Source organism: Advenella incenata (genome assembly GCF_004217095.1).
In the GTDB taxonomy this organism is placed as follows: Bacteria; Pseudomonadota; Gammaproteobacteria; order Burkholderiales; family Burkholderiaceae_B; genus Advenella; species Advenella incenata.
Window position 1 is genome coordinate 2,442,100 of the sequence record NZ_SHKO01000001.1, and the last position, 23,343, is coordinate 2,465,442.

Annotated in this window: 18 protein-coding genes; 10 read left to right on the top strand and 8 right to left on the bottom strand. The window is 54.9% G+C overall.

Features of this window, described 5'->3' with window-relative positions; translation table 11 throughout:
- Nucleotides 1-24 precede the first annotated feature (24 nt).
- From EV681_RS11035 to ureG, 6 genes are all read left to right on the top strand, one after another.
- Entirely contained in the window at nucleotides 25-642 is a 618-nt protein-coding gene (locus tag EV681_RS11035) for a HupE/UreJ family protein (RefSeq protein WP_130303938.1), read from the top strand.
- Between the two features lie 9 nt (nucleotides 643-651).
- A complete protein-coding gene (locus EV681_RS11040; RefSeq protein WP_130303939.1) occupies nucleotides 652-960 on the top strand; it encodes an urease subunit beta in 309 nt (102 codons plus the stop codon).
- Entirely contained in the window at nucleotides 957-2,672 is a 1,716-nt protein-coding gene (gene ureC / locus EV681_RS11045) for an urease subunit alpha (protein WP_130303940.1), read from the top strand. The genes EV681_RS11040 and ureC overlap by 4 nt, the downstream gene beginning before the upstream one ends.
- A 26-nt stretch (nucleotides 2,673-2,698) precedes the next feature.
- Entirely contained in the window at nucleotides 2,699-3,388 is a 690-nt protein-coding gene (ureE, locus tag EV681_RS11050; RefSeq protein ID WP_130303941.1) for an urease accessory protein UreE, read from the top strand.
- A gap of 9 nt (nucleotides 3,389-3,397) precedes the next feature.
- Nucleotides 3,398-4,117 (top strand): urease accessory protein UreF, encoded by a 720-nt coding sequence (locus tag EV681_RS11055; protein WP_242612197.1) that lies wholly within the window; start codon nucleotides 3,398-3,400, stop codon nucleotides 4,115-4,117.
- 114 nt (nucleotides 4,118-4,231) lie between these two features.
- Nucleotides 4,232-4,861, top strand: coding sequence for an urease accessory protein UreG (gene ureG / locus EV681_RS11060; RefSeq protein ID WP_130304074.1), 630 nt, complete (start codon nucleotides 4,232-4,234; stop codon nucleotides 4,859-4,861).
- Between the two features lie 55 nt (nucleotides 4,862-4,916).
- Here the strand turns inward: ureG and EV681_RS11065 are convergent, their stop codons facing one another.
- The 3 genes from EV681_RS11065 to EV681_RS11075 form a co-directional block, all read right to left on the bottom strand.
- Complete coding sequence (locus tag EV681_RS11065) at nucleotides 4,917-6,602, bottom strand: ArnT family glycosyltransferase (RefSeq protein WP_130303942.1); 1,686 nt, start codon at nucleotides 6,600-6,602, stop codon at nucleotides 4,917-4,919.
- Nucleotides 6,603-6,850: 248 nt separating this feature from the next.
- On the bottom strand, nucleotides 6,851-8,224 hold the full coding sequence (locus tag EV681_RS11070; protein WP_130303943.1) for an L-serine ammonia-lyase: 1,374 nt from the start codon (nucleotides 8,222-8,224) through the stop codon (nucleotides 6,851-6,853).
- Nucleotides 8,225-8,253: 29 nt separating this feature from the next.
- The gene (locus EV681_RS11075; RefSeq protein WP_130303944.1) at nucleotides 8,254-11,967 is read right to left on the bottom strand and encodes a YhdP family phospholipid transporter; all 3,714 of its coding nucleotides are present in this window, start codon (nucleotides 11,965-11,967) and stop codon (nucleotides 8,254-8,256) included.
- A gap of 92 nt (nucleotides 11,968-12,059) precedes the next feature.
- On the opposite strand from EV681_RS11075, the gene glnE reads away from it, so the two are divergent.
- Together glnE and EV681_RS11085 are read left to right on the top strand one after the other, a co-directional pair.
- Nucleotides 12,060-14,867, top strand: coding sequence for a bifunctional [glutamate--ammonia ligase]-adenylyl-L-tyrosine phosphorylase/[glutamate--ammonia-ligase] adenylyltransferase (gene glnE / locus EV681_RS11080; protein ID WP_130303945.1), 2,808 nt, complete (start codon nucleotides 12,060-12,062; stop codon nucleotides 14,865-14,867).
- An 88-nt stretch (nucleotides 14,868-14,955) separates the two neighbouring features.
- A complete protein-coding gene (locus EV681_RS11085; RefSeq protein WP_128394041.1) occupies nucleotides 14,956-15,627 on the top strand; it encodes an epoxyqueuosine reductase QueH in 672 nt (223 codons plus the stop codon).
- 241 nt (nucleotides 15,628-15,868) lie between these two features.
- Here EV681_RS11085 and EV681_RS11090 read toward each other — a convergent pair whose 3' ends face one another.
- The 5 genes from EV681_RS11090 to clpB all read right to left on the bottom strand — a co-directional run bounded on the left by EV681_RS11090 (nucleotide 15,869) and on the right by clpB (nucleotide 21,615).
- Complete coding sequence (locus EV681_RS11090) at nucleotides 15,869-16,399, bottom strand: ExbD/TolR family protein (RefSeq protein WP_130303946.1); 531 nt, start codon at nucleotides 16,397-16,399, stop codon at nucleotides 15,869-15,871.
- Between the two features lie 17 nt (nucleotides 16,400-16,416).
- Nucleotides 16,417-17,208, bottom strand: a complete 792-nt coding sequence (locus EV681_RS11095) for a MotA/TolQ/ExbB proton channel family protein (RefSeq protein WP_128394039.1) — start codon at nucleotides 17,206-17,208, stop codon at nucleotides 16,417-16,419.
- A 15-nt stretch (nucleotides 17,209-17,223) separates the two neighbouring features.
- Nucleotides 17,224-18,081 carry an energy transducer TonB gene (locus EV681_RS22535; RefSeq protein ID WP_165393006.1) on the bottom strand — a complete coding sequence of 286 codons (858 nt, stop codon included), beginning with the start codon at nucleotides 18,079-18,081 and terminating at the stop codon, nucleotides 17,224-17,226.
- A gap of 438 nt (nucleotides 18,082-18,519) precedes the next feature.
- Entirely contained in the window at nucleotides 18,520-18,729 is a 210-nt protein-coding gene (locus tag EV681_RS11110) for a cold-shock protein (protein ID WP_014750808.1), read from the bottom strand.
- 288 nt (nucleotides 18,730-19,017) lie between these two features.
- On the bottom strand, nucleotides 19,018-21,615 hold the full coding sequence (clpB, locus tag EV681_RS11115) for an ATP-dependent chaperone ClpB (protein WP_128394036.1): 2,598 nt from the start codon (nucleotides 21,613-21,615) through the stop codon (nucleotides 19,018-19,020).
- Nucleotides 21,616-21,799: 184 nt separating this feature from the next.
- On the opposite strand from clpB, the gene EV681_RS11120 reads away from it, so the two are divergent.
- Both EV681_RS11120 and EV681_RS11125 read left to right on the top strand, forming a co-directional pair.
- A complete protein-coding gene (locus tag EV681_RS11120; RefSeq protein WP_130303948.1) occupies nucleotides 21,800-22,444 on the top strand; it encodes a PIN domain-containing protein in 645 nt (214 codons plus the stop codon).
- A gap of 41 nt (nucleotides 22,445-22,485) precedes the next feature.
- On the top strand, nucleotides 22,486-23,271 hold the full coding sequence (locus tag EV681_RS11125; RefSeq protein WP_128394034.1) for an NRDE family protein: 786 nt from the start codon (nucleotides 22,486-22,488) through the stop codon (nucleotides 23,269-23,271).
- Nucleotides 23,272-23,343 lie beyond the last annotated feature (72 nt).

Below are 23,343 nucleotides of genomic sequence, written 5' to 3' on the forward strand. Positions count from 1 at the left end.
TATAGATTCACAAAGGAAAATATCATGTTCCATACTTTTCCCAACCGATTACGTTATTGCCTGGCGGTGCTTGTCCTCACCGGCCTGCCTCTGACCGCACTTGCGCATCCCGGTCATTTTGAGCACATCGATGCCATGTCCATGTTCAATCAAGGGCTGCTTCATCCACTTACGGGCCCAGACCATCTGCTGGCCATGCTGGCCGTGGGTATCTGGAGTGCCATGGCATACCCCTCGTTAAAAAGAGCCGTTTATATCCCACTTTCTTTTTCCAGCATTCTTCTTTTCGGCGCCCTGATGGGCATCGCCGGAATGCAAGTTCCGTTGGTAGAACCACTGATCATGGCCTCACTGCTGGTGCTCGGTCTAATGCTGGCAGGCATGGCACGCTTGTCTCTGATAACCGGTTCAGCACTGGTTGCATTCTTTGCTTTTTTCCATGGTGCGGCCCATGGCATGGAACTGCCTGAAGGAGGCGCCGCAAGCCTGTTTATCGTGGGATTCATGCTTTCCACGCTGTTTATCCACTGCGCCGGAATGGTAGCGGGTGCCATCATGACACGCCACAAAACCTGGGTTGCCCGGTTAACGGGTGCCGGTATTGCCTCATATGGCGCAGTGCTGTTATTAACCGGACAATAAGGAGCCAGCATGATTCCAGGTGAAATCATTGCCGCCGAAGGTGCAATCGACATCAATACCGGAAGAAGCACCATGGTCATTGAAGTGACCAATACGGGCGATCGTCCCATTCAGGTCGGATCACATTATCATTTTGCAGAAACCAATGCCGCGCTGCTGTTTGACCGGCAACAGGCTCGCGGTCATCGATTGAATATTGTCGCAGGAACTGCAATACGCTTTGAGCCGGGACAAATACGTACAGTAGAACTGGTGGCGCTGGCAGGTGACCGGCGCGTATTCGGGTTTACTGGAAACGTCATGGGGGCACTGGAATGACAAGCATATCAAGACAGGCTTACGCCGAAATATTCGGCCCGACTATTGCAAACGGTCGCGCGGATCGTGTCCGCCTGGCAGACACTGGATTGTTCATCGAAGTCGAGAAAGATTTCACCATATTTGGCGAAGAGGTCAAATTTGGCGGCGGCAAGGTCATTCGTGACGGGATGGGCCAGAGCCAGCGCTGCTCGGCAGACTGCGCCGACACAGTCATTACCAATGCTCTGATCGTCGACGCAATGACCGGGATAGTCAAAGCCGATATCGCGATCAAAAACGGCCATATCGATGCCATTGGCAAAGCAGGCAATCCGGACATCCAGCCCGGTGTCACCATCGTGATCGGACCCGGCACCGAGATTATTGCCGGAGAAGGCTTTATTGTTACCGCAGGCGGAATCGATACACATATTCATTTCATTTGTCCGCAGCAGATTGAAGAAGCGCTATCCTCTGGCGTCACCACCATGATTGGCGGTGGTACGGGTCCGGCAACGGGCACTTTCGCCACCACATGCACGCCAGGCCCTTGGCATATCCATGCCATGCTTGGCGCGACCGATGCCTTTCCCATGAATATTGGTCTGTTGGGCAAAGGCAGTGCCAGCGATCCCGCCCCGCTATTGGAACAGATACAGGCCGGAGCACTGGGCCTGAAGCTGCATGAGGATTGGGGTACAACACCTCAAGCCATTGATACCTGCCTGAGCGTTGCCGAACAGACCGATACACAGGTCGCCATCCACAGCGATACCCTGAATGAATCTGGGTTTGTCGAGGCCACGCTGGCCGCGTTCAAGGGACGTACCATCCATACCTTCCATACCGAAGGCGCAGGCGGCGGTCATGCGCCCGATATCATTCGCGCCGCAGGTATGCCCAATGTCCTGCCCGCCTCTACCAACCCGACCATGCCTTTTACGCATAATACGATTGATGAGCACTTGGATATGCTGATGGTTTGCCACCATCTGGACCCGGCCATCGCCGAAGACCTCGCCTTCGCCGAGAGCCGCATCCGTCGGGAAACCATCGCTGCCGAAGACATTCTGCATGACCTTGGCGCATTTTCAATCATGAGTTCCGACTCACAGGCAATGGGACGTGTTGGCGAAGTAATTCTTCGAACATGGCAAACGGCTGACAAAATGAAGCAGCAACGCGGCAGCCTGGCTGGCGATTCTTCCGCTTCCGACAATCATCGGGTCAAACGCTTTATTGCCAAATACACAATCAACCCCGCCATCGCACATGGCATTGCTCACAAGGTAGGCTCCATAGAGCCCGGAAAACTCGCCGATCTGGTTCTATGGCGGCCGGCATTTTTTGGCGTCAAGCCCAGTCTGATTATTAAAGGCGGAATGATCGCTCATGCAGTGATGGGCGATCCGAACGGGTCCATCCCCACCCCACAGCCGGTGCATTACCGAAAAATGTTCGGTTCGTACGGTCGCGCATTGAAAACGTCGCTGGCCTTTGTCTCGCAGGCAGGATTCAACAACCCCGCCGTGCAAAATTTAAACCTGACCAAAACGCTTTGCGCAGTCAACGGCTGCCGCAATATTGGCAAGCGCGACATGGTTCTGAACGACTGGTTGCCGGATATCCGGGTAGATCCGCAAACCTACCAGGTTTTTGCAGACGGGCAATTACTGAGCTGCGAACCGGCCAAGATCCTGCCGATGGCCCAGCGGTATTTTCTATTTTGATGTCGATATATCAGGAACGCTCAGACATGACACGTATCGTCCGCAAATATCTACGTAATAGCAGCCTGTCTGCCACGTTGTTGCAACATGCCCCGGCCGCGCAAATGACTTTTGAACAGCGCCGTCGCAGCCGCCAGAAAGTGGCCCTTGATAATGGTGAAACCATCAACCTGATCATCGACAGAGGCGTGGTTCTTATCCCTGATGATGTGCTGGTGGCCGATGACGGCGGCCTGATTGTCGTACAGGCAAAGAGCGAATTGCTGGTTCGCGTCACCGCGAATACGGCCACCGATCTGGCACGGGCTGCCTACCATCTGGGTAACCGTCATGTCACGGTCGAAGTTGGAGATGGTTATCTTCACCTGGAATACGATCCCGTGCTGGTGGAAATGTTGAACCGGCTCGGGGTCCATACCTCGACCGTCAATCAGGCTTTCAACCCTGAACACGGCGCCTATGGCGGCGGCCATAAGCACGGTCACGATGAAACGTACGACGAAGATTACGCGCTGGCACAGGCCGCCTATCGAGCCCATGAAGACGCGCACTCCCGGCACGACCATAACCACACGCATTCCCACGATCACGATCACCTTCACAACAGCATTCGTGATCACCAACACCAGCATAACGCTTTTGCGGATGCGGAAAAACCGCAGCATACGGATCATAACCATCCTGGTCACGATCATCTTCATCGCCCGACCGAGTAACCTGTCGCCATGGACACCAGTAAAAATGAGTCGGACTTCATCACTGCCCAACGCTACGCACAACTGATGCGCCTGTCCTCGCCGGCCTTGCCGGTTGGCGGGTTCAGCTATTCCCAGGGATTCGAATCGGCAGTCGAACTCGGCATTGTGTCCGATGAAGCCACTGCCGGTCGATGGATCGAGGATACGTTGCATACGGTCATGGCCCAATGCGATGCTGCAATATGGCTGTTAGCCTACCGGGCATGGCGTGAGCTGGATATCGACACCATCTGCCAGTGGAATCAATGGTATTACGCAAGTCGTGAAACGGCGGAGGCAAGGGCCGAGACCACCCAGATGGCCGTCTCATTGATCAACCTGGCGCACGCACTCAATTGGGGAGACGATGCTAAACGCAGCAAGCTCAATGACCTTTCCCCGCCCTGCTTTCCCACGGTTCACGCATTCTGTGTTCAGGCTCTTGATCTACCGTCAGACGCCGGAATCACGGCCTTTCTCTATAGCTGGCTCGAAAACCAGGTAATGGCTGCCATCAAAACGGTGCCACTTGGACAAACTGCCGGGCAGCGGCTGCTCTCAACACTGGTGCCTCAGTTGGATCGCGTAGTACTCGCCACCCGAACAGCGACCTCATGCTCACCCCCCGCAATCATGACGCTAGCGCCGCAATATTCAATTATTGCTGCTCGACACGAAAGCCAGTTCTCCAGGCTGTTTCGTTCCTGATGAGTCCGATTTTCATTTTTCAGTCTTGCAGAAAAACAGTCCACACACTGGGTCCCGGCTCAAAACCACCGGCATTTCTGTAAATTATTCATTGAACCAAAGGCATATACCATGATGAACGCCACTAACCGAACCAAGCCATTGCCTCCGCTACGAGTAGGTATCGGCGGCCCCGTCGGCTCTGGAAAAACTTCCTTGCTTGAAGTTCTATGCAAGAAAATGGCAGCCAGATATGATCTGGTTGCTATCACAAATGACATCTACACGAAAGAAGACCAGCGTCTGCTTACTGTGTCCGGTGCACTGCCGCCGGAGCGTATCATGGGAGTGGAAACTGGCGGCTGCCCGCATACAGCAATCCGTGAAGACGCGTCCATTAACTTGCGCGCAATTGACCAGATGCTGGAGCGTTTTCCGCAGGCCGATATTGTGTTTATTGAATCAGGCGGCGACAATCTGGCAGCAACTTTCAGCCCTGAGCTGTCTGATCTGACTATCTATGTCATCGATGTCGCTGGCGGTGAAAAAATTCCCCGCAAAGGCGGCCCTGGCATCACCAAATCAGATCTGCTGATTATCAACAAAACCGATCTGGCTCCGTATGTCGGCGCTTCGCTGGATATCATGCGCCAGGACACTGAGCGCATGCGTCAGAATCGGCCATTTGTGATGTGCAATATGAAAGCCGGCGACGGCATTGATGCCGTCGTTCAATTCATTGAAAAAGCCGGCATGCTGGTCTGACCGCCCGCGATACTGGCATGGCGCTATCCCTGCGCCGCCAGGTGGCATCTATTGCCTACTTTGACGTCAGATCAGGGCGTAACCGGCAAAATGGCATGACTTGCCCCACAGGCAACAGATAAACTCTCCGCCTGCCATCGGCAAAATAAGGTGTCACGTTTTGCAGTTCAGGAAAAGCGTCCATTTGTTTTGCGTCAGCCAGAATCCAGCGACGGTAATCCTGCGAAACACAAACGGAACGCAAAAAACTAGCAGGTCGTACAAAGCGGCTGGCGCTATCGGGCGCACCGAAATTGTGTGCATCCCAGAGTTCTTTTTGCCAGTTGTCCTTCGTCGGCAGCGCATTGTCATCCCAGTTGCTGACCACGAGCAGCTCAGGTTTATTTCCCATATAAAATCGAAAATCGAATGGGTAATAATCAAGACTGTAATATCGATCGTACATGCCCACAGCCCGCGGTGCTGCGGCAATGGCCGACGCTGCGCGACTGCTGCCTGGCAGACGGGCCCAAGACAGATAGATCAGCCCGGCAACCCCCAGGGCAATACACACCAGCACGCGAGCCAGAAAATTGCGCTGCAATGCCCTGCTTGCAGCAGCGTTTCGGGCCCGATCGGCATTTTCCGGCGCCGAGAGCACACCTTCTGCCACAAAGATACCGCGAAAGAACTCGGCAAACAGAAAGGCCAGAGGAGGCAGCACCGGCAGGATATAGCCCACCAGCTTGGACTGCGGGATAGAAAAGAAGACCAGAACAAGCAATAGCCAGATCCACATCAGCCGGCGAACGCTGGCATCACGCGCTTGTACCCAGTAATTGCGTGTAAAGATGGTCGACAGCCCGCTTCGACACCAAGGGAGCATGGTCGCCAGCAATACCGCCACATAGAACCAGACAGGCATTGTATTGTTGAAGCCGCCCTGGGAAAAACGCTCAAACTGCTGATACACCAGATAATAATGAAAAAACCCGGGGTACCTGCTCTGCATTAACAACAGCCATGGCAGAACAACGACCAGAAATAGCAGAATACCGGAAATACGCAAGAGCATCGGAATGGCCAAATACCTGCGTTCGGCAAGAAGCCAGACAAGCAGCACCCCACCGGGCAGAACGAATCCGATCAGTCCCTTGGCCAAAAAACCCAGTCCTGCAAACAGATACATTGCCATTATCCATCGCGCTGCGGGCTCGCCTTGCTGTTGCAGCAGCACAGCGGTGGCGCCACACAGGATAGTGGTGCTGATCATGGCCGCCACCAGCAAATCAAGATTGGCATAGTGGGTTGCGCCGAACATGAGTGGTGTCGCCGCCAACATGATGCCTGCCGCCAGCGCACGTGACGACAGGACAAAACGCCGCAAAAAGGCAAACAGGCCGCCGATCATCAGCAGGCCTGCCAACGCAGGTGTCAGTCTGGCCGCAAATTCATTTTCACCAAAAATGGCAAGACTGGCCGCTGTCAGCCAGTAAAACAACGGCGGCTTATGAAAATATGGCATCCCGTTCAGTAGCGGCGTTCCCCACTCACGAGCATGCAGCATTTCCAGCGCAACCCCAACGTAACGTCCTTCGTCAGGATTGAGCAGCGGCCAAAGCCAGTTACCCAGCACAAACCAGGCAGTCGTGACAAGCAAGAGTAACGGAAAGACAAAAGGACTGACCGCCAGACGGGACAACCAATCAGACGTGCCAATACGTGACAAGGGATCAGATGCAATGGCAGTAGAAGAAAGCATGAATTGGAACGTAAAAATGAATTATCACCATCTTAGCGATAGAGATATCAAATATTCGTCAAATAACCAGGAGGTATGTCATGCTGCGGTTAGCGTAGCCCCGACAATGCCGTTATGACCTTCCAGTCGGGGCTGCGCTGCGATCGACCCACAAATTCCTGAGCTGGCCGAGCTACATGCTTTACCCATTTGTATCCACGATATTTTTGTGTACGCTCGAACCTGCGCCAGCCACGCAGGCACATGCATCAGCACTCGATAATATTGACGGCCAATCCGCCGCGCGATGTTTCCTTATATTTCGATTGCATATCTGCCCCGGTCTGCATCATGGTCCGGATTACTTTATCCAGCGACACGTAGTGCGTACCATCCCCCCGCAAGGCCATGCGCGCGGCGTTGATGGCCTTGACTGCTCCCATCGCATTGCGTTCGATACACGGAATCTGCACCATGCCCCCGACAGGATCACAAGTCATGCCCAGGTTGTGCTCCATGCCGATTTCGGCGGCATTCTCCGCTTGTGGGACAGTGCCTCCCAATACTGCGGCCAGGGCGCCAGCTGCCATTGAACAGGCAACACCCACTTCTCCCTGACAGCCAACCTCGGCCCCCGAGATGGATGCGTTTTCCTTGTAAAGAATGCCAATGGCTGCCGCCGTCAGCAGAAAATCGATCACGCCCTGTTCATTGGCGCCGGGCACAAAATTCACGTAATAATGCAGGACTGCGGGAATGACTCCTGCCGCCCCGTTGGTCGGCGCCGTCACCACCTTGCCGCTGGCCGCGTTCTCCTCATTGACTGCCAGCGCATACAGATTCACCCAATCGAGCATGGAAAGCGGATCTTTCAGCGACTCATCGGGCCGGCTGCACAGCTGTTCATGCAGTTGTCGGGCGCGACGCTTGACATGAAGAAAACCGGGCAGGCTGCCGGTGGCCGAACAGCCGCGCGTCACACAGGCTTGCATCACTGCCCACAAGTCCAGTATTTTCTGCCTGACTTCCTGCTGCGGCCGGTAATGCCTTTCGTTTTCCATCATCAACTGTGCGATCGTCAACTGGTGCCGCTGGCACAGATCGAGCAATTGCTGGCCAGAATTGAAGGGATAAGGAATGTCAATATCCGGGGTCAGATTCACTCGGACCCGATCGCAATTCATCACAAAGCCGCCGCCAATGGAATAATATTCCTTCTTCATGAGCAATTGATCAGAAGCGTCGAAGGCCTTGAAGCGCATTCCATTTGAATGCTGGGGTAATGTTTCCCTTCGGTTGAACTTGATATGGACGCTCTCGTCAAAGACAATGTCGTGGCGATTGAGCAGCCTGACCATGCCACTGCTGCGCACCTGCTCGATCAGTGCCGGCACCATGTCCGGATCCAGCGTCTCGGGCTGGTAGCCATGCAGCCCGATGACAACCGCCATATCACTTTTGTGACCCTTGCCGGTCGCACCCAGCGAGCCGAACATCTCTATATGAAGACGTTGCACGCTCTCAAGCTGGCTGGCTTGGTCCAGACGGTTCACAAAACGCAGCGCGGCAATCATGGGGCCGACAGTGTGGGAACTGGACGGTCCGATACCCACCTTGAAAATGTCAAATACGCTCAAGGCCATTTTTTTCCTCGACAATGTTGATGGACCACTTAATGAGTCCGATACAGCTCATCCATTTTCTTTTCGGATTCACGACTTTTCAATTCAGCTTCGCTGGGCAGCGCCATGTCGTTGAGCAACGGTTTGGTCCAGTTTCCAGTAACATGATATTTTACAGTCAGGGCACGCTGCAATGGCGCCTGCAGCAGCCATTGCGTCAGGAAAGCGCCTACGCCGACTGCCGGATTAACGATCGTTCCCGCCAATACAGAGGCGCCGCTAACATCCAGCTTGGGCACAACCACAGTCTGAAAGTCCAGGCTTTCGGATTTCAGGTCAGTCATTCCGGAGGCTACGATAGCCGATGAAGGGCCATTCAAACGGAAATCCTCAACAAACAGGCGCCCGGCATCCAGACGCATGCGGCTGCGGACTGTGTCAAATGTGAGCCCCGACTGCACCGAATTGCCTAGTGTCTCTCCAAACTTGGGCAGCCGGCGAAACGACTGCAGCGACAACAGCTCCAGCGCCTTGACCGCAGACGACTGTACGCTTTCCAGACGCCCCTGCTGGAGGCTGCCGCTGAGCGAACCATTGAGCATGGCCAAATCCAGATCCTGGACGTTTTTCCAATTAATTTGCGCGTCAATTTGGCCGTTTCCATTTTTGATGACGCCGCCCAACTGATAAGTTTCAAGAAACCGGCCCAGGTCAGACACTACAATTTTTCCTTGCAGTTGCAGGTCCTTTGCGGTGCCCTGCTGATGAATCGATCCCTGCGCCGCCAATGAGCCGCCCTCATTGACCAGGCTGAAATAATCCACCTTCCAGTCGTCCGAGCCAGGTAACTGGTAACCTTTGAGTATCATCTGTCCCATTTGCTTGCCATAGACAGTCATATTCTTCACTGACAGGTCAAGACGCGGCAAAGGCTGCGTTGCGCCGGCACGCGCCTTTGCCGCATCCCTTTCTTTTTGTAACGGGGTGCGCGTGTCGGCCAGGTCATCGGCCGGTTCAATAATGTTCAGGGTATCGAGCCTGACAGTCAGGTTGCCCGAATCCCGCGGGCGTGCTCCGGGAATCCAGATACCGTTTCCCTGCGCCTGATCGGAATTCAGTTGCAGGTTCCATTGCTTGCCTGCCCGGGTGGCTGCAAGCGTAGCGCCTGTCAGCGTCTGGTTCTTCACCAGGAATGCCTGGGTTTGTAGGGCCACGTGTGACACATCCGGCAATATCTGCCGCCCGTGACCTGTCCCGGCGCTATCGGAAAACTCATCGACAATATCATCCCAAGCCTGGGCATCCAGCGTCGGATTCTGCGCCAGAACGGTCAAACCCGGCGGGCCCAATTGTGCGGCCCTATTGACACCAACGGTGCCACGACTGAAATACGGTCCCTTGCTGCTGTTAATGTCGTGCTCAAAAATCGCCTGCGTACGAGTGCCGTCAATGCGAATATCCAGGTAGCGCTTGCCGTTATCGGTGGCGCCGTCGTTTGCGCGCCAGACAATGGTTGCCGGCCACTGTGCCGACTTGGGCTTGGCTAGGCCATCGGGAAATTGCGTTGCCAGGCCCGCCAGATCAGATTGGAATTGAACCTTTACCCTGCCGCCGGACGAAAAGTGGACCAGGCTCGTGTAATTGGTGCTGCCGCTGATGCGCCGCATGCCCTGCACCGGTATCAATTGACGCAGGCCGGCTGCGGTCAGGGTGCCGTTAATGGACAGTGGCTTGCCCACGGTGCCGATGGGGCCGTCGAGCACAACTTTACCCCCCAGCATGACCCCCTTGACAGCATTGGCCTGCAATTGCGTCTCGGTAAACGGCATTTGCCCTTCGAGGTGCTCGGCCCATGGAAAATCCGGTGTGAGCCGAAAACGGCCGTCATCCAGATGAATCGAACCGGAGATTCGTGAATTGTCCGCGTCAAGCACCGGAATGTGCAGATCAATGGGAATGGTCCACTGGCCGCTGCCCTGTGCTTCATCCAGCACATTATTGATCAAATTGCCCAGCGGACTGATTTTCGTGAAAGTCAGAAAATCCTCGGCACGTCCCCTTGCCTTTGCCTGCAAATCAACGGTGGTGTTCTTCTCCAGACTGGATACAACACCATGAAACGCATCCAGGTCCAGCCGCTGCCCTTCAGGCATGGCATAGAATGCCTGAATCGAATCAATAATAATCTGATCATTCTGAAAGTGAATCGTGCCGCTATCGGAATTGACAACCGGCCAGCGTTTGCCCCGAATATCCTTCTGGTGATAATTGAGCAGCAGGTTTGCATAGGTGCCGCGCAGCAGGAAGCTGCCCGCGTCCGGCGCCAGACCGAAGGGAAAATCGTCGACAACGCCCTTGAGCTCGAATTCGGCTGCAGACAATTGCCCATTCTTGAATGCATCCTTGAGCCACTCACGCGCATCCGGATCCATCACATTGGGCAGGTAATTATGCAGATGCGGCAATGATACTGCCCGCAAGGATCCACTCAAATCCACAATACCGTTGTCGCTGTTGACATCGGAACGCCAGGTCCCGGTGCCTTCCATCTGTAAATCACGGTTATGAACCGTAGCCTGGGTAAACTTGACTCGCGGCTCTTGTACAGAATTGCGACTGAAATCACCCCGGACACTTGCTTGGTCAATCGACAGCGGATTCTCGAAAATTACCGGATCCTTATAATAGAAGCCCTTGACACTGGACTCGAACTGTACCGGAGGGTAGCTGATCCCGTCCGCTACGCCGGACTCATGCATAGACAAACGCCAGCGATTGAACTCATTGATCACACTTGTGAATGACGAGCTTAGGCGGGAGGTCAGGCTGTCTGCCGCGATAATAAACTCGTGATTGCGGATGTGATCTTCAACCCGGACCTTTTCCAGTCCATAGGCCACCATCATGTTCTGGGGCACATTGCTGTCAATCTGAAGATCGACCACCGCGTGCGAGACGATGCCGGATTTTACTTTTTGCGGTATATCGAACCAGGGCCTGGCGGCCAGTACGTCCAGGTTGAGCACGGAGACCCGCAAATTGCCCGACCAGGGCGACGTTTGTTTGCCGGCAACGCCATCCTGCTGCAAGCTGCTCAGTAACTGAATGGAATGACCCACCTTCGCCGGCATACGGGCGCTGGCGCTAAGCACCCGCTTTGGCCCATTTTTTGTCAACTGCAATGTGAAATCGGAAAGCGTAAACGGGCCCGCCTGTGGCCGCGTCTGATCAGTCCAGCTGAAGCTGCCATTGAGTACGGTTATTTCGGGCAAGGCTTGCAGCAGATCGGCCAGCGGCGCTAGCGTCACGTTACCGGCATCAACGGCCTCGGGCGCCGAATGTACGTTGTCACTGTCCAGACGCCTGCCAAGCAGCCAGATCCGATTCTGCCGATCACGGATCATGTTCAGGTGAATCTGCTGGATTTCCACCGCGGCTGGCTCCAGTTGCAGTTGCACGGCACGCCGCCAGTCCAGGCTGGCGACCGCCTCGCCGACAGTCAACATCGGCGTATCGGTCTGATCGGCAATCTGCAGCGCCTGTAGTCGCAACCGGGGAACAATCCCCGTCCAGTCAATCGCCAGTTTCTCGATCGTGACATGCTGGCCTGTCGCCGCGCTCAGCCGTTGCTCAACCTGCTCGCGGAATTGATCGATATTGGGAGCAAGCAGGAAGCGGACAGCCAGTACCGCCGCCATGGCCAGGACTATAAGCGCTATCAGGAGGGTGCCGGCGGATTTCAGCAGTCGGTACGGCAAATTCACTCAGTGATTCTCGTTGGACATCGGTCAATTCATGGGGCGGTCGGGGTTCGGGTATTATTATATACAGCATCCCGTCATCACATCGGCAACTCATGAATTGTATCCAATCCCTGCAAAGCGCTCTATCCTGGTCCGGCTATCTGCGCCGCCGCCTTGATGCGCGACCCGAGATCCAGCAGCAAATACTGGCAGACTCGGCTGAACCCATCACGTCTGCGCGTATCGAGCAATGGTCGCACGAGCTGGCTGCCGGCGTAGGCGCTCCCGCCACCCAGGTCTGGGAAATCGAGCACTGCCGGATCATCCTGCGCAAGCTGCGCAGCCGTCTGTTCGACACACTGGTCGTGCGAGATACAGGCGGCGAGGCAACGCTGGAAGAAGTGACCCACGCCATGTCCTTTCTGGCTGACTTCGCCGTTGCCCAGGCGTACCGCAGCGTGATGACCGATATGGTTCAGGTCCATGGCGCACCCATGGATCCGGCAACAGGCAAACCCATGGAAATGATCATTCTGGGGATGGGCAAGCTGGGCGGATATGAACTGAATGTCTCATCGGACATTGACCTGATCATGCTGTACCCCGAGGAAGGCGAAACCACCGGACGGCGCCCACTGAGCCATCACGAATTCTATGGCCGCCTGACCCGGCGCATGATGCCGATCCTGTCCGATCAGGATGCCAACGGCCAGGTTTTCCGCACAGATCTGCGCCTGCGTCCGGATGGCGACGCCGGTCCCCTGGCCTGGAGCCTGGACGCGCTGGAAAACTACCTGATCGCCCAGGGACGTGAATGGGAACGCTACGCCTGGCTCAAGGCGCGCATCATTCAGGCACAGGCGCTCGAGGGTAGCGCGCCAGCGCCCTACGCCCAGCAATTGGAAAGCCTGCGGCTTCCCTTCATTTATCGCAAATATTTCGACTTCGATACGCTGGCCTCGCTGCGCCAGTTGCGTGAGCGGATCCGCCAGGACTGGCAGCGACGCGCCCTGTCAAAAAATGGCGTCGACACGGTTCACAATATCAAGCTTGGGGAAGGCGGCATTCGCGAAATCGAGTTTGTGGTGCAGCTGTCGCAATTGATCAAGGGCGGTCGCCTGCCCACCATCCAGGAACCCTGCCTGATCAAGGCGCTGCACGCTGAAGTCAGCGCCGGGCTGATCGCGCCGGAAACAGGCAACAAGCTCGAAGAGGCATACCGCTTTTTACGCCGGGTCGAACATTTTCTGCAATACCGGGAAGATGAACAGACCCACCTGCTGCCCAACGATCAGGAGCGCATGGCGGCACTGGCCACCGTGCTGGGTTTGACCCCAACCGATTTCACCGCCAGGCTGGCTGCTCATCGGCAGTTTGTGGCAGATACTTTTCGCGATGCCTTTCGCATTGCCGGCCTGAACGACGACCAGAGCAACGGCCAGCAACCGCAAGCATGCGATACGGAGCACCGCGACGACAGAAACCTGGAAGATATCATCAAGCAGCATTTTGCCGAACATGATTCAAACGATGTCGAGCACCGGCTGGAAGCGTTGCTGGGCAGCTCCCGTATTCGCAGTTTGTCCAACAGCAGTCGCGCACGTCTGGAAAAACTGCTGCCGGCCGTCATCCAGGCAGCCTCACGCACGCCCTTGCCCAATACTGCCTGCGCGCGGCTGTTCGATTTGATTGAAACCATTGCGCAACGCAGTTCTTACATTGCCCTGCTCGCCGAGTTTCCTGACACCCTGGCCCGCGTAGCGCGAATCATGGCGTCCAGTCCCTGGGCCGCCAGCTATCTGACCGCCAATCCGATTCTGCTCGATAGTCTGATTGAGTGGAACAGCCTGATGGAACCGGTCAACATCGCACAGACCGCCGAACAGCTGGACAAGGAACTGGATGCCTGCGTCCTGCATGACGGCACCCCGGACGTGGAGCAGCAAATGAACGTCATGCGTGATGTGCAGCGCCAGGTCAGTTTTCAGTTGCTGGCACAGGACCTGGAAGGCGAACTGACAGTGGAAAAACTGGCTGACCAGCTCTCGGGCCTGGCCGATGTACTGCTGCAGGAAAGCCTGGAGCGCGTCTGGCCGCTGGTGCGGCCAAAACAGATACAACCGGACGACCCGCTTTATCATATGCCGAGATTTGCAGTGATCGCCTACGGCAAGCTGGGTGGCAAGGAACTGGGCTATGCGTCCGATCTGGACCTGGTCCTGCTGTTTGACGACCCGGGCGACTATGCCCTGGAAGTGTATGCCAAGCTTGGTCGTCGCTTAAGTACGTGGCTGTCCAGCATGACCTCGTCTGGCCGGCTGTACGAGATCGATTTGCGCCTGCGCCCTGACGGCGACGCCGGTTTGCTGGCGGTATCGGTGGATACCTTTGAAAAATATCAGCGGGAACATGCCTGGGTCTGGGAACATCAGGCGCTTACGCGTGCACGCTTTTCAGCTGGCGACCCCGAGATCGGCAAAACCTTCGAGCGTATCCGCCGTGATATTCTTCTGCTGCAGCGCGACCCGGACAAGCTCAAACAGGAAGTGATTGAAATGCGTGCCAGAATTCGTGCCGGGCACCCAAACAAAACCGAATTATTCGATGTGAAGCACGACCATGGCGGGATGGTGGATATCGAGTTCATTACCCAGTATTGCGTCCTGGCCTACGCAAACCAGCACAAGCAACTTCTGGAAAACCTTGGAAATATTGCCCTGCTCAATATTGCCGGCGAGGTTGGCATTCTGAATGCCGAGCATGCCCGCAAAACGGCGGACAGCTATCGTATTCTGCGACGCATGCAGCACGCCGTCAGGCTCAAGGGTGACGAAAAGGCCAGGATTAATCAGTCGCTGCTGACTGAAGAACGAGCCGCGGTATGTACGCTTTGGGATGATGTTTTCGGGGAAAACACTTGAAAATAAAGAGATTTTTTAAAAAAACCGTCAATCTGCCCGGGAAATATCCTAAAATGATGAATTAGGAAACGACTTATCTCTGATCGCCATGATTACTGTTACCGATATTGAACGCCCCACCCTTGCCTTGCCCGAAGGACACGGCAAAGTGCTGCTGCATTCATGCTGTGCCCCGTGTTCGGGCGAAGTCATGGAAGCCATGCTGGCATCGGGCATCAACTACTCCATCTTTTTTTACAATCCAAACATTCATCCGGTCCGTGAGTATGAAATCCGCAAGGACGAGAACATACGCTTTGCGCAACAACACGGCATTGAATTTATTGATGCCGATTACGACGTAGACAATTGGTTCGACCGGGTCAAAGGCATGGAAAATGAGCCCGAACGAGGCATTCGCTGTACCGCCTGCTTCGATATGCGTTTTGAGCGCACTGCGTTGTATGCACACGAACATGGATTCGATACGATTACCAGTTCGCTTGGCATTTCACGCTGGAAGGACATGAACCAGATTAACGGCAGTGGCGAACGTGCAGCCGCGCGCTATCCTGAGTTGGTGTACTGGACCTACAACTGGCGCAAAGGCGGCGGTTCGGCCCGCATGATCGAGATCAGCAAGCGCGAAGAATTCTATCAACAGGAATACTGTGGTTGTGTGTATTCATTGCGCGACACCAACCGGCATCGCCGTGCTCAGGGACGTGATCGCATCACGATCGGGGTAAAATTCTACGGCAAGCAGGAAGAAACGCTTTAAAACAGGCATTGCCTGCTAGACACGGTCGGTGGTGCAGAAAGCTGCGGCCCAGGACTGACAACAAAACCAACCGCCTGGTTTTCCGGCATTGGCCAAGCCAATGCGTGTTGCCGCCACCAAAACCAGCGCTGTCATCATACAAAAAAGGACTGAACCCCGTATCACACAGGTTTCGGTCCTTTTTTTACCCTGGAACGCCATCTGATAGCGCCTGCTAGACACAGCCTGCCGAAGCAGACCTTTATTGGGCTGGTGTTGCCGCAGCGCCAGCGCCGGCAGACGTCGCCGGTGCTCCTGCTTGAGGCTTGCCGGCGCCGCTATCTCTAGCGTTTTCCGAACCGCCAGCAGCACTCTCGCTGCCAGGTTGGGTAATAAAGCCCAGTTTTTTCAACCCGGACCCTTTTGCCATGGAAAGTACCTGCGCCAGCGCCTCGTAACGCGTATCGGCATCAGCGCGGATTCTCAGCTCTGGTTGCGGGTCTTGCTTGCCTTCGTTGACAAACATTTCCCTCAGGTCACTCTGCTCTACCGGAGCATCATTCCAGTAAATAGTGCCGGACTTGTCCATCGCCAGATCAATAATGACTGGTTCCTGCTCTACCGGCTTGCTGCTGACCTGGGGCAGATCGATCTTGATCGAATGCGCCATTAGTGGCGCTGTAATGATAAAGATCACCAGCAGCACCAGCATCACGTCAATCAACGGCACCATATTGATTTCGGTCATGGGGCTGGCCGAACCGTTTTTTTGATCAAAGCTTCCAAAAGCCATGGTTATCTCCTGTGTGACTAACGACCGCCGCCGCCACGCAAACTGCGCACTTTGGGGTTCTGGCTTTCAAACTGCTGGCCGGTTGTCACAAATGCGTACAGGTCGTGGGCGAATGCATCCAGACGGGCAAGCATGACACGGTTGCGACGAACAAAGGCGTTATAGGCCAGCACTGCCGGAATGGCAACAGCCAGGCCAAGGCCGGTCATGATCAGCGCCTCGCCGACCGGGCCTGCAATTTTATTGATGGTAACGCCCGCTTCGGCCATGCCAATACCGATCAGGGCGTGATAAACACCCCACACGGTTCCGAACAACCCGACAAACGGCGCAGTCGAGCCAATGGAACCCAGAACAGACAGCCCGTTCTCGGCCTGGGCCGTTTCCTCATCAATCACTTTTTTCATACGGCGAGCGACAAACTCCGCATTGGTACCCAGTTCGGCCAGATTGCTCGCGCCATAACGACTGTGATGATCACGCGCATGCAGCGCCTGGTCGGCAAGACGCGAGAACGGATCGTGCGCGCCAAATTTGTGCAAATCCTGATCAACTTGCTCCAGAGACTGCGAACTCCAGAAGCGCTGCAGGAACCGGTTTCCCTTGCGGGTTCCGCTGATATTCATTAGTACCTTGACCACGATCAGGTACCAGGTAACCAGCGCCATCAGAACAAGAATACCGAACAGGGATTTGCCGACAATATCGCTCTGCATAAGAAAATCCATAATGCCGGGATTCTGCGGCGTAGTTTCCGTTGTCGCCTGAGCTAGGGCGACCAATGTGGATGACAGCCAGGGGGTAGTCATGATGAATAAATTCCTTTATTGAAAAACAATAGGTATATCGGCGATGGAGTCCCGGGGAACGCCATTTTCTGAATAGGGTTTAAAACGGGCGCGCCGTACCGCACTCAGGGCAGCATCATTGAGCGAGTCATAGGGCAGCGCCTGGCGCAGTGTCGCGCTTTTGACCGTGCCAGCCGTTGAAATATGCACCCGGACAATGACAGTTCCCGATTCACCACGCATTTTTGCTGCGCGCGGATAGGTTGGCTTTGGCTTGACCAGATAACTGACCGATGACACGACCTTGGGGGCCTGATTGGTTTGGCCACCCGAAGGCTTGGCGTTCGCGCCATTGCTAACGCCCACCGGCTTGAGCGAAATATTCCGATCAATCTTGATATTGGACAGATTGGGCGCTGGCTTGACCGGCGGTTTCGGTTCAGGCTTTGGTTTCGGCTTGGGCTTCGGTTTGGGTTTTGGCTTCGGCTTAGGTTTGGGTTCCGGTTTTGGCTCCGGTTTTGGTTCAACCACAGGCTTGGGTTCGGGCTTGAGCTCGTACACCGGCTCCGGCACAGGCTCGGGAGGTGGAATAATTTCTTCCTGAACCGGTTCCGGCTCAGGTTCAGGCTGGGGTTCTGGTTCTGGTTCTGGTTCCGGCTCAGGTTGCACCTCTGGCTCGGGGGCCGGCGCCAGTTCCTCGCCTTTCGGAGGCGGACGTACCGGTTCGTCGATAATCGTTACCATTACCGGGGCATCGATCGCTTTGACAATGGGTGGCGTCAGATCCAGTGTGCCAAGCCAGGCAGCACCTGACATTAATGCCAGCGCTGCAGCCAGGCCAGTGAGCCGAAAGCTCAGGGGAACCGCCGCGGGAGAATTTGATCCGTTAAACATGCTCAACATACGTGCCTTGTGCAGGCAATTACAGCAGACAGCGCTTGGCGCGGGAACCGCACCCAGCGAAAATACATTAGATAATATGAATGAAACCAATGTTGATCTGCAGGTCAGCCTATTATTGTAATAATAACTATTCTCATTTTCAATAAATTTCTTGAATTATGTGCATGTAATGATGCCCAATACGTAACAATGGTTTTACAGTATGGCCGAATCGTTCTATCGCCGCGTCTGCAAAAGTGCACACTATTTTTTCAAGTTGGCACACCCACCAAGCGAGCGCAGTCTCGCGTCCTTTTTTTGTATCTTTATGTAATAAAGGCGCACTCGGCAATATTTCGAACGCAATTTGTTGTCATCCGTTCACACTTCATTGAGTACAGACGAAAAAATACCGCCCGTAGGCGGTATTTTCAGCACAGCGCAAATAAATTACTTGGCTGAAACTTCTTTAGCTTGAGGACCTTTAGGGCCTTCAGCAACCACGAATGTTACTTCCTGGTTTTCTTGCAGTGATTTGTAGCCTGTACCGATGATGTCTGTGTGGTGCACAAACAGATCTTTACCACCTGAGGCGGGCTTGATGAAACCAAAGCCTTTCTCGTTATTAAACCACTTTACAATTCCTGATTCTGTCGACATGTCGATTTCCTGATGTATAAATAAACTGAGATAAAATCCTATCTCTGGGACAAGACTTCAAGGAGACGACACATGCAAACAGTACCGCTGTAACCAGAAGCCTATTTCGTATAACCGAAGCACGGCTTCCTTTAACTTGAATATCTTATGTGTGACACTATGTCGGTAAAAAGAACCTGTGTCAATGAATATTTATGAACTGACGTCAATACAACTGTCATTAAACTTTAATTTATACAAAAAAAAGCCCGGGAAATACCCGGGCTTTTATACAGAAACGTAGCGGCTTTAGCCCGCAATATCACTGTTTTCGCGGCTGAACAAAAAAACGCCGTCTTTTATATCGACCAAGACAGTGTCTCCAGGGCCGAATTCTCCCTCGAGAATTTTTCTTGCCATGCCGTTTTCCACGTGTTGCTGAATTGCACGTTTCAACGGCCTTGCCCCGAATACCGGATCGAAGCCGCTTTTTGCCAGCAAAGCCAGTGCCGCATCTGAAACATGCAAATGCATATCCTGACCAGCCAGCCGGGCTGCCAGACGATCCAGCTGAATCCGGGCAATAGAGGAGATCTGCGCGCTGTCCAGCGAATGAAATACCACCACCTCGTCAATGCGGTTCAGAAATTCAGGCCGGAATGCCTGTTTCACGTCCTCCCAGACCACTTGCTTGATCGCTTCATAAGACTCGCCAACCATATTCTGAATGTGATGCGAACCCAGATTCGAGGTCATCACAATCACCGTATTGCGAAAATCTACCGTGCGCCCCTGCCCGTCTGTCAAACGGCCATCATCCAGCACCTGCAACAGGATATTGAACACATCCGGATGGGCCTTCTCCACCTCGTCCAGCAAAATGACGCTATAAGGCTTGCGCCGCACCGCTTCGGTCAGGTAACCGCCCTCTTCATAGCCGACATAACCCGGGGGCGCCCCGATCAGGCGTGCCACCGAATGCTTCTCCATGAACTCGCTCATATCGATACGCACCAGGTGATCTTCCGAATCGAACAGGAACCCGGCCAGGGCCTTGGTCAGTTCGGTTTTACCAACACCGGTCGGGCCCAGAAACAGGAAGGATCCATACGGCCGTGACGGATCGGACAGACCTGCGCGCGAGCGCCGGATCGCGTCGGAAACCAGCGTCACCGCCTCATCTTGCCCTACCACACGTTTATGCAGGAAATCTTCCATGCCAAGCAGTTTTTCACGCTCTCCCTGCATCATTTTGGATACAGGGATGCCGGTAGCGCGGGAAACCACTTCTGCAATTTCTTCGGCCCCAACTTCGGTGCGCAGCAGGCGTGGCTTGCCCTTGCTGGACTCTTCCGATTCGGCAGCCTTCAGGCGGCCTTCCAGTTCGGGCAGGCGGCTGTATTGCAACTCGGCCAGTTGCTCGTACTGGCCCTTGCGCTGAAACTCAGCCATTTGCGCCCTGACCTTCTCAATTTCTTCCTTGATCGACTGCGCACCCTGCACCGCCGCTTTTTCGGCTTTCCAGATCTCTTCGTAGTCGTTGTACTCGCGTTGCAGCTTTTCCAGCTCGTCCTCAATCGCTTTCAGGCGGCGGGCAGATGCATCGTCGGTTTCCTTACGCACCGCCTCGCGTTCAATTTTCAGCTGGATGATCCGGCGATCCAGGCGATCCATGACTTCAGGTTTCGAATCGATTTCCATGCGGATACGCGCCGCAGCCTCGTCGATCAGGTCAATCGCCTTGTCCGGCAAAAAACGGTCTGTGATATAGCGATTGGACAGCTCGGCTGCCGCCACAATGGCCGGGTCAGTAATATCGACACCGTGGTGCAACTCATATCGCTCCTGAAGACCGCGCAATATGGCAATTGTGCTTTCAACGTCGGGTTCGTTGATCAGCACTTTCTGGAAGCGCCGCTCCAGTGCGGCGTCCTTCTCAATGTACTTACGGTATTCATCAAGCGTGGTGGCGCCGATACAATGCAATTCGCCGCGCGAAAGCGCTGGCTTGAGCATATTGCCGGCGTCCATCGCCCCTTCGGCCTTGCCTGCGCCTACCATTGTATGGATTTCGTCGATGAAAACGATATTACTACCGTCATCCTGTGCCAGTTCCTTGAGCACTGCCTTGAGGCGTTCCTCGAACTCACCGCGATATTTGGCTCCGGCCAGCAATGCGGCTAGATCCAGTGACAGCACGCGTTTTCCGCGCAAGGTTTCGGGCACTTCATCATTGACAATGCGCTGCGCCAGGCCTTCCACGATGGCTGTTTTACCCACGCCAGGCTCGCCGATGAGTACCGGGTTGTTTTTGGTGCGCCGCTGCAGAATCTGGATGGCCCGTCGGATTTCGTCATCGCGGCCAATGACCGGATCCAGCTTGCCCATGCGGGCTCGTTCAGTCAGGTCCGTGGTGTATTTCTTCAACGCCTGACGATTGCTTTCGCCTTCCTGGTCTTGCACGGCTGCGCCGCCCCGAACAGCTTCAATGGCCGCTTCGAGCGCTTTTTTCTGCAGGCCGGAGTCGCGCAAGATGCGGCCGGCCTCGCCTTTATCTTCGGCCAATGCCAGCAAAAACAATTCACTTGCAATAAAAGCATCACCCCGCCGGGCCGCTTCCTTGTCTGTTGCGGTCAGCAGCGCATTCAGTTCGCGACTGATCTGCACATTGCCTTCGGCTCCCTGCACCTGTGGCAGAGACTTGATAGCACTATCCAGTGCCGGGCCGACGCGATTGACCGCAACGCCGGCACGCGCCAGCAGACTGCCGGCGCCGCTATCGGTGTCACCCAGCAAGGCAGAAAGAACGTGAACCGGCTCAATGTACTGATTATCATTACGGCCGGCAATACTTTGGGCGTCAGCTAGCGCCTGTTGAAATTTTGTAGTTAATTTGTCAAATCTCATGATTCTTCCCATGTCATTCATTACGGCCAGACATATCTGGCCAGGTTGCTTAATACATAATGGCAACTACCTACATTTCAAGATGTAAGACAAGACAGTTTTTGACTCAAGATAAAGACTGTTAGCCAAAGAAAGGTAACCCAGCCAGTACAATCAAATTTTAACTGCTCCGATTGACCTTTCAATGAATTCAGGCTTTCCCGACACTGCTGCCAAGTGCGACCCCCTTGTCGCCAGTAACCTGTTGCCTCAGCGTGTCGTGCTCGATACCTGTGTGCTCATGTCCACCATTCTGAAGAATTTGCTGCTGCGTCTGGCGCAATCGGGCATGTTCGAACCTGTCTGGGGCGACTATATCGGCCAGGAATGGCGCCGCAACGCCAGCCGCGTCTGGACGGTGTCCGAGCAGGACATCGCCATCCATTGGCAGGATATGCAATCTGCCTTTCCGCGGGCCGATATGGGAATTGTCAGTCAATTCGAAACGGGGCTATCCAAAAGCGACCCCAAGGATTGGCATGTCATTGCGGCAGGCCGCGCCGCGCTGGCACTGTACCCCGGCCAATCTGTCTGTATTCTGACCCGAAACCTGCGGGACTTCAACCGCAGCGAACTGCGCCTGCTGGGTTTGTCACTATTTGACCCTGACCAGTTTCTGGTCAAATGCTACGAATTGGACCCTGATTTGCTGACGCAACTGCTGGCGCTGATTCCCGACGATGCCGTAATGATCGGCCGACCCCGCGAGCCCCTGGAGACGGTCCTGAAGCGCGAGCGCCTGTTTCGCCTGAATAGCCTTATTGCCCAGGACGTCAGCGCGGCTGCCTGATCAAACAGCCCCAGACCATTGTTTCATGAAGGACGCTTTCCATGTGCATTATTTATCTGTCCATTGCCAAAGATCCCGACTGGCCACTTTATATCGCCGCCAATCGTGACGAATTTCATGCCAGGCCAGCCCTGCCGGCCGCGCCGTGGGATGCCAATCCTGATATTTTCTCGGGACTGGATCTGAGCGGTGGCGGCACATGGCTGGCGATCAACAGAAATGGCCGCTTTGCGATGCTGACCAATTTTCGTGATCCTTCCGGCTTTATCCCCCAGGCCCCCACACGCGGCCTGCTGGTAAGCAATTTTGTAGACGGGGATACAACCGCCGGCGAATACGCCGCGCAGGTGTGGAAAACCGGCGATAGCTATAATGGCTTCAATCTGATCGTGGGCGATGTGAGCGAGGTTTACTACACCGGTAATAGACAGGACGCGCCACCGCAAAAGCTGGCGCATGGCAGCTATATTCTATCCAATCATCTGCTGGACACGCCCTGGCCCAAGGCCGAACGCCTGCGTCGCGGCCTGGATGCGCTCACGCCCGACTGCTGTCCCGATGCCTTGCAACAGGTATTTGCGCTGCTTAAGGACACGACCCCTGCGCCCGACGACGCCTTACCCGACACCGGCATTCCGTTAGACCGCGAACGGCTGCTGAGCAGTCCTTTTATCATCAGCGAGAACTACGGCACCCGCTGCTCCTCCATTATTGCGGTCAATCGCAGCGGACAGGCCACCTTCAGCGAACTGACCTACGCGCCGGATGCCCGCGAAACCGGACGTCGTGACTGGACCTTCTCCATGCACACCCCCTACCGCTACTGATTGCGCAGTGCGTGACCATTCGAAGGTACAATGAACGGATTGTTCATTCAACCAGACTCAAGACGCACAAGC

Excerpts from the sequence above, each read along its gene's own strand:
- EV681_RS11035 (WP_130303938.1), top strand. The coding sequence starts at position 25 with ATGTTCCATACTTTTCCCAACCGATTACGTTATTGCCTGGCGGTGCTT.
- EV681_RS11040 (WP_130303939.1), top strand. The coding sequence starts at position 652 with ATGATTCCAGGTGAAATCATTGCCGCCGAAGGTGCAATCGACATCAAT.
- ureC (WP_130303940.1), top strand. The coding sequence starts at position 957 with ATGACAAGCATATCAAGACAGGCTTACGCCGAAATATTCGGCCCGACT.
- ureE (WP_130303941.1), top strand. The coding sequence starts at position 2,699 with ATGACACGTATCGTCCGCAAATATCTACGTAATAGCAGCCTGTCTGCC.
- EV681_RS11055 (WP_242612197.1), top strand. The coding sequence starts at position 3,398 with ATGGACACCAGTAAAAATGAGTCGGACTTCATCACTGCCCAACGCTAC.
- ureG (WP_130304074.1), top strand. The coding sequence starts at position 4,232 with ATGAACGCCACTAACCGAACCAAGCCATTGCCTCCGCTACGAGTAGGT.
- EV681_RS11065 (WP_130303942.1), bottom strand. The coding sequence starts at position 6,602 with ATGCTTTCTTCTACTGCCATTGCATCTGATCCCTTGTCACGTATTGGC.
- EV681_RS11070 (WP_130303943.1), bottom strand. The coding sequence starts at position 8,224 with ATGGCCTTGAGCGTATTTGACATTTTCAAGGTGGGTATCGGACCGTCC.
- glnE (WP_130303945.1), top strand. The coding sequence starts at position 12,060 with ATGAATTGTATCCAATCCCTGCAAAGCGCTCTATCCTGGTCCGGCTAT.
- EV681_RS11085 (WP_128394041.1), top strand. The coding sequence starts at position 14,956 with ATGATTACTGTTACCGATATTGAACGCCCCACCCTTGCCTTGCCCGAA.
- EV681_RS11090 (WP_130303946.1), bottom strand. The coding sequence starts at position 16,399 with ATGGCTTTTGGAAGCTTTGATCAAAAAAACGGTTCGGCCAGCCCCATG.
- EV681_RS11095 (WP_128394039.1), bottom strand. The coding sequence starts at position 17,208 with ATGACTACCCCCTGGCTGTCATCCACATTGGTCGCCCTAGCTCAGGCG.
- EV681_RS22535 (WP_165393006.1), bottom strand. The coding sequence starts at position 18,081 with ATGTTTAACGGATCAAATTCTCCCGCGGCGGTTCCCCTGAGCTTTCGG.
- EV681_RS11110 (WP_014750808.1), bottom strand. The coding sequence starts at position 18,729 with ATGTCGACAGAATCAGGAATTGTAAAGTGGTTTAATAACGAGAAAGGC.
- clpB (WP_128394036.1), bottom strand. The coding sequence starts at position 21,615 with ATGAGATTTGACAAATTAACTACAAAATTTCAACAGGCGCTAGCTGAC.
- EV681_RS11120 (WP_130303948.1), top strand. The coding sequence starts at position 21,800 with ATGAATTCAGGCTTTCCCGACACTGCTGCCAAGTGCGACCCCCTTGTC.
- EV681_RS11125 (WP_128394034.1), top strand. The coding sequence starts at position 22,486 with ATGTGCATTATTTATCTGTCCATTGCCAAAGATCCCGACTGGCCACTT.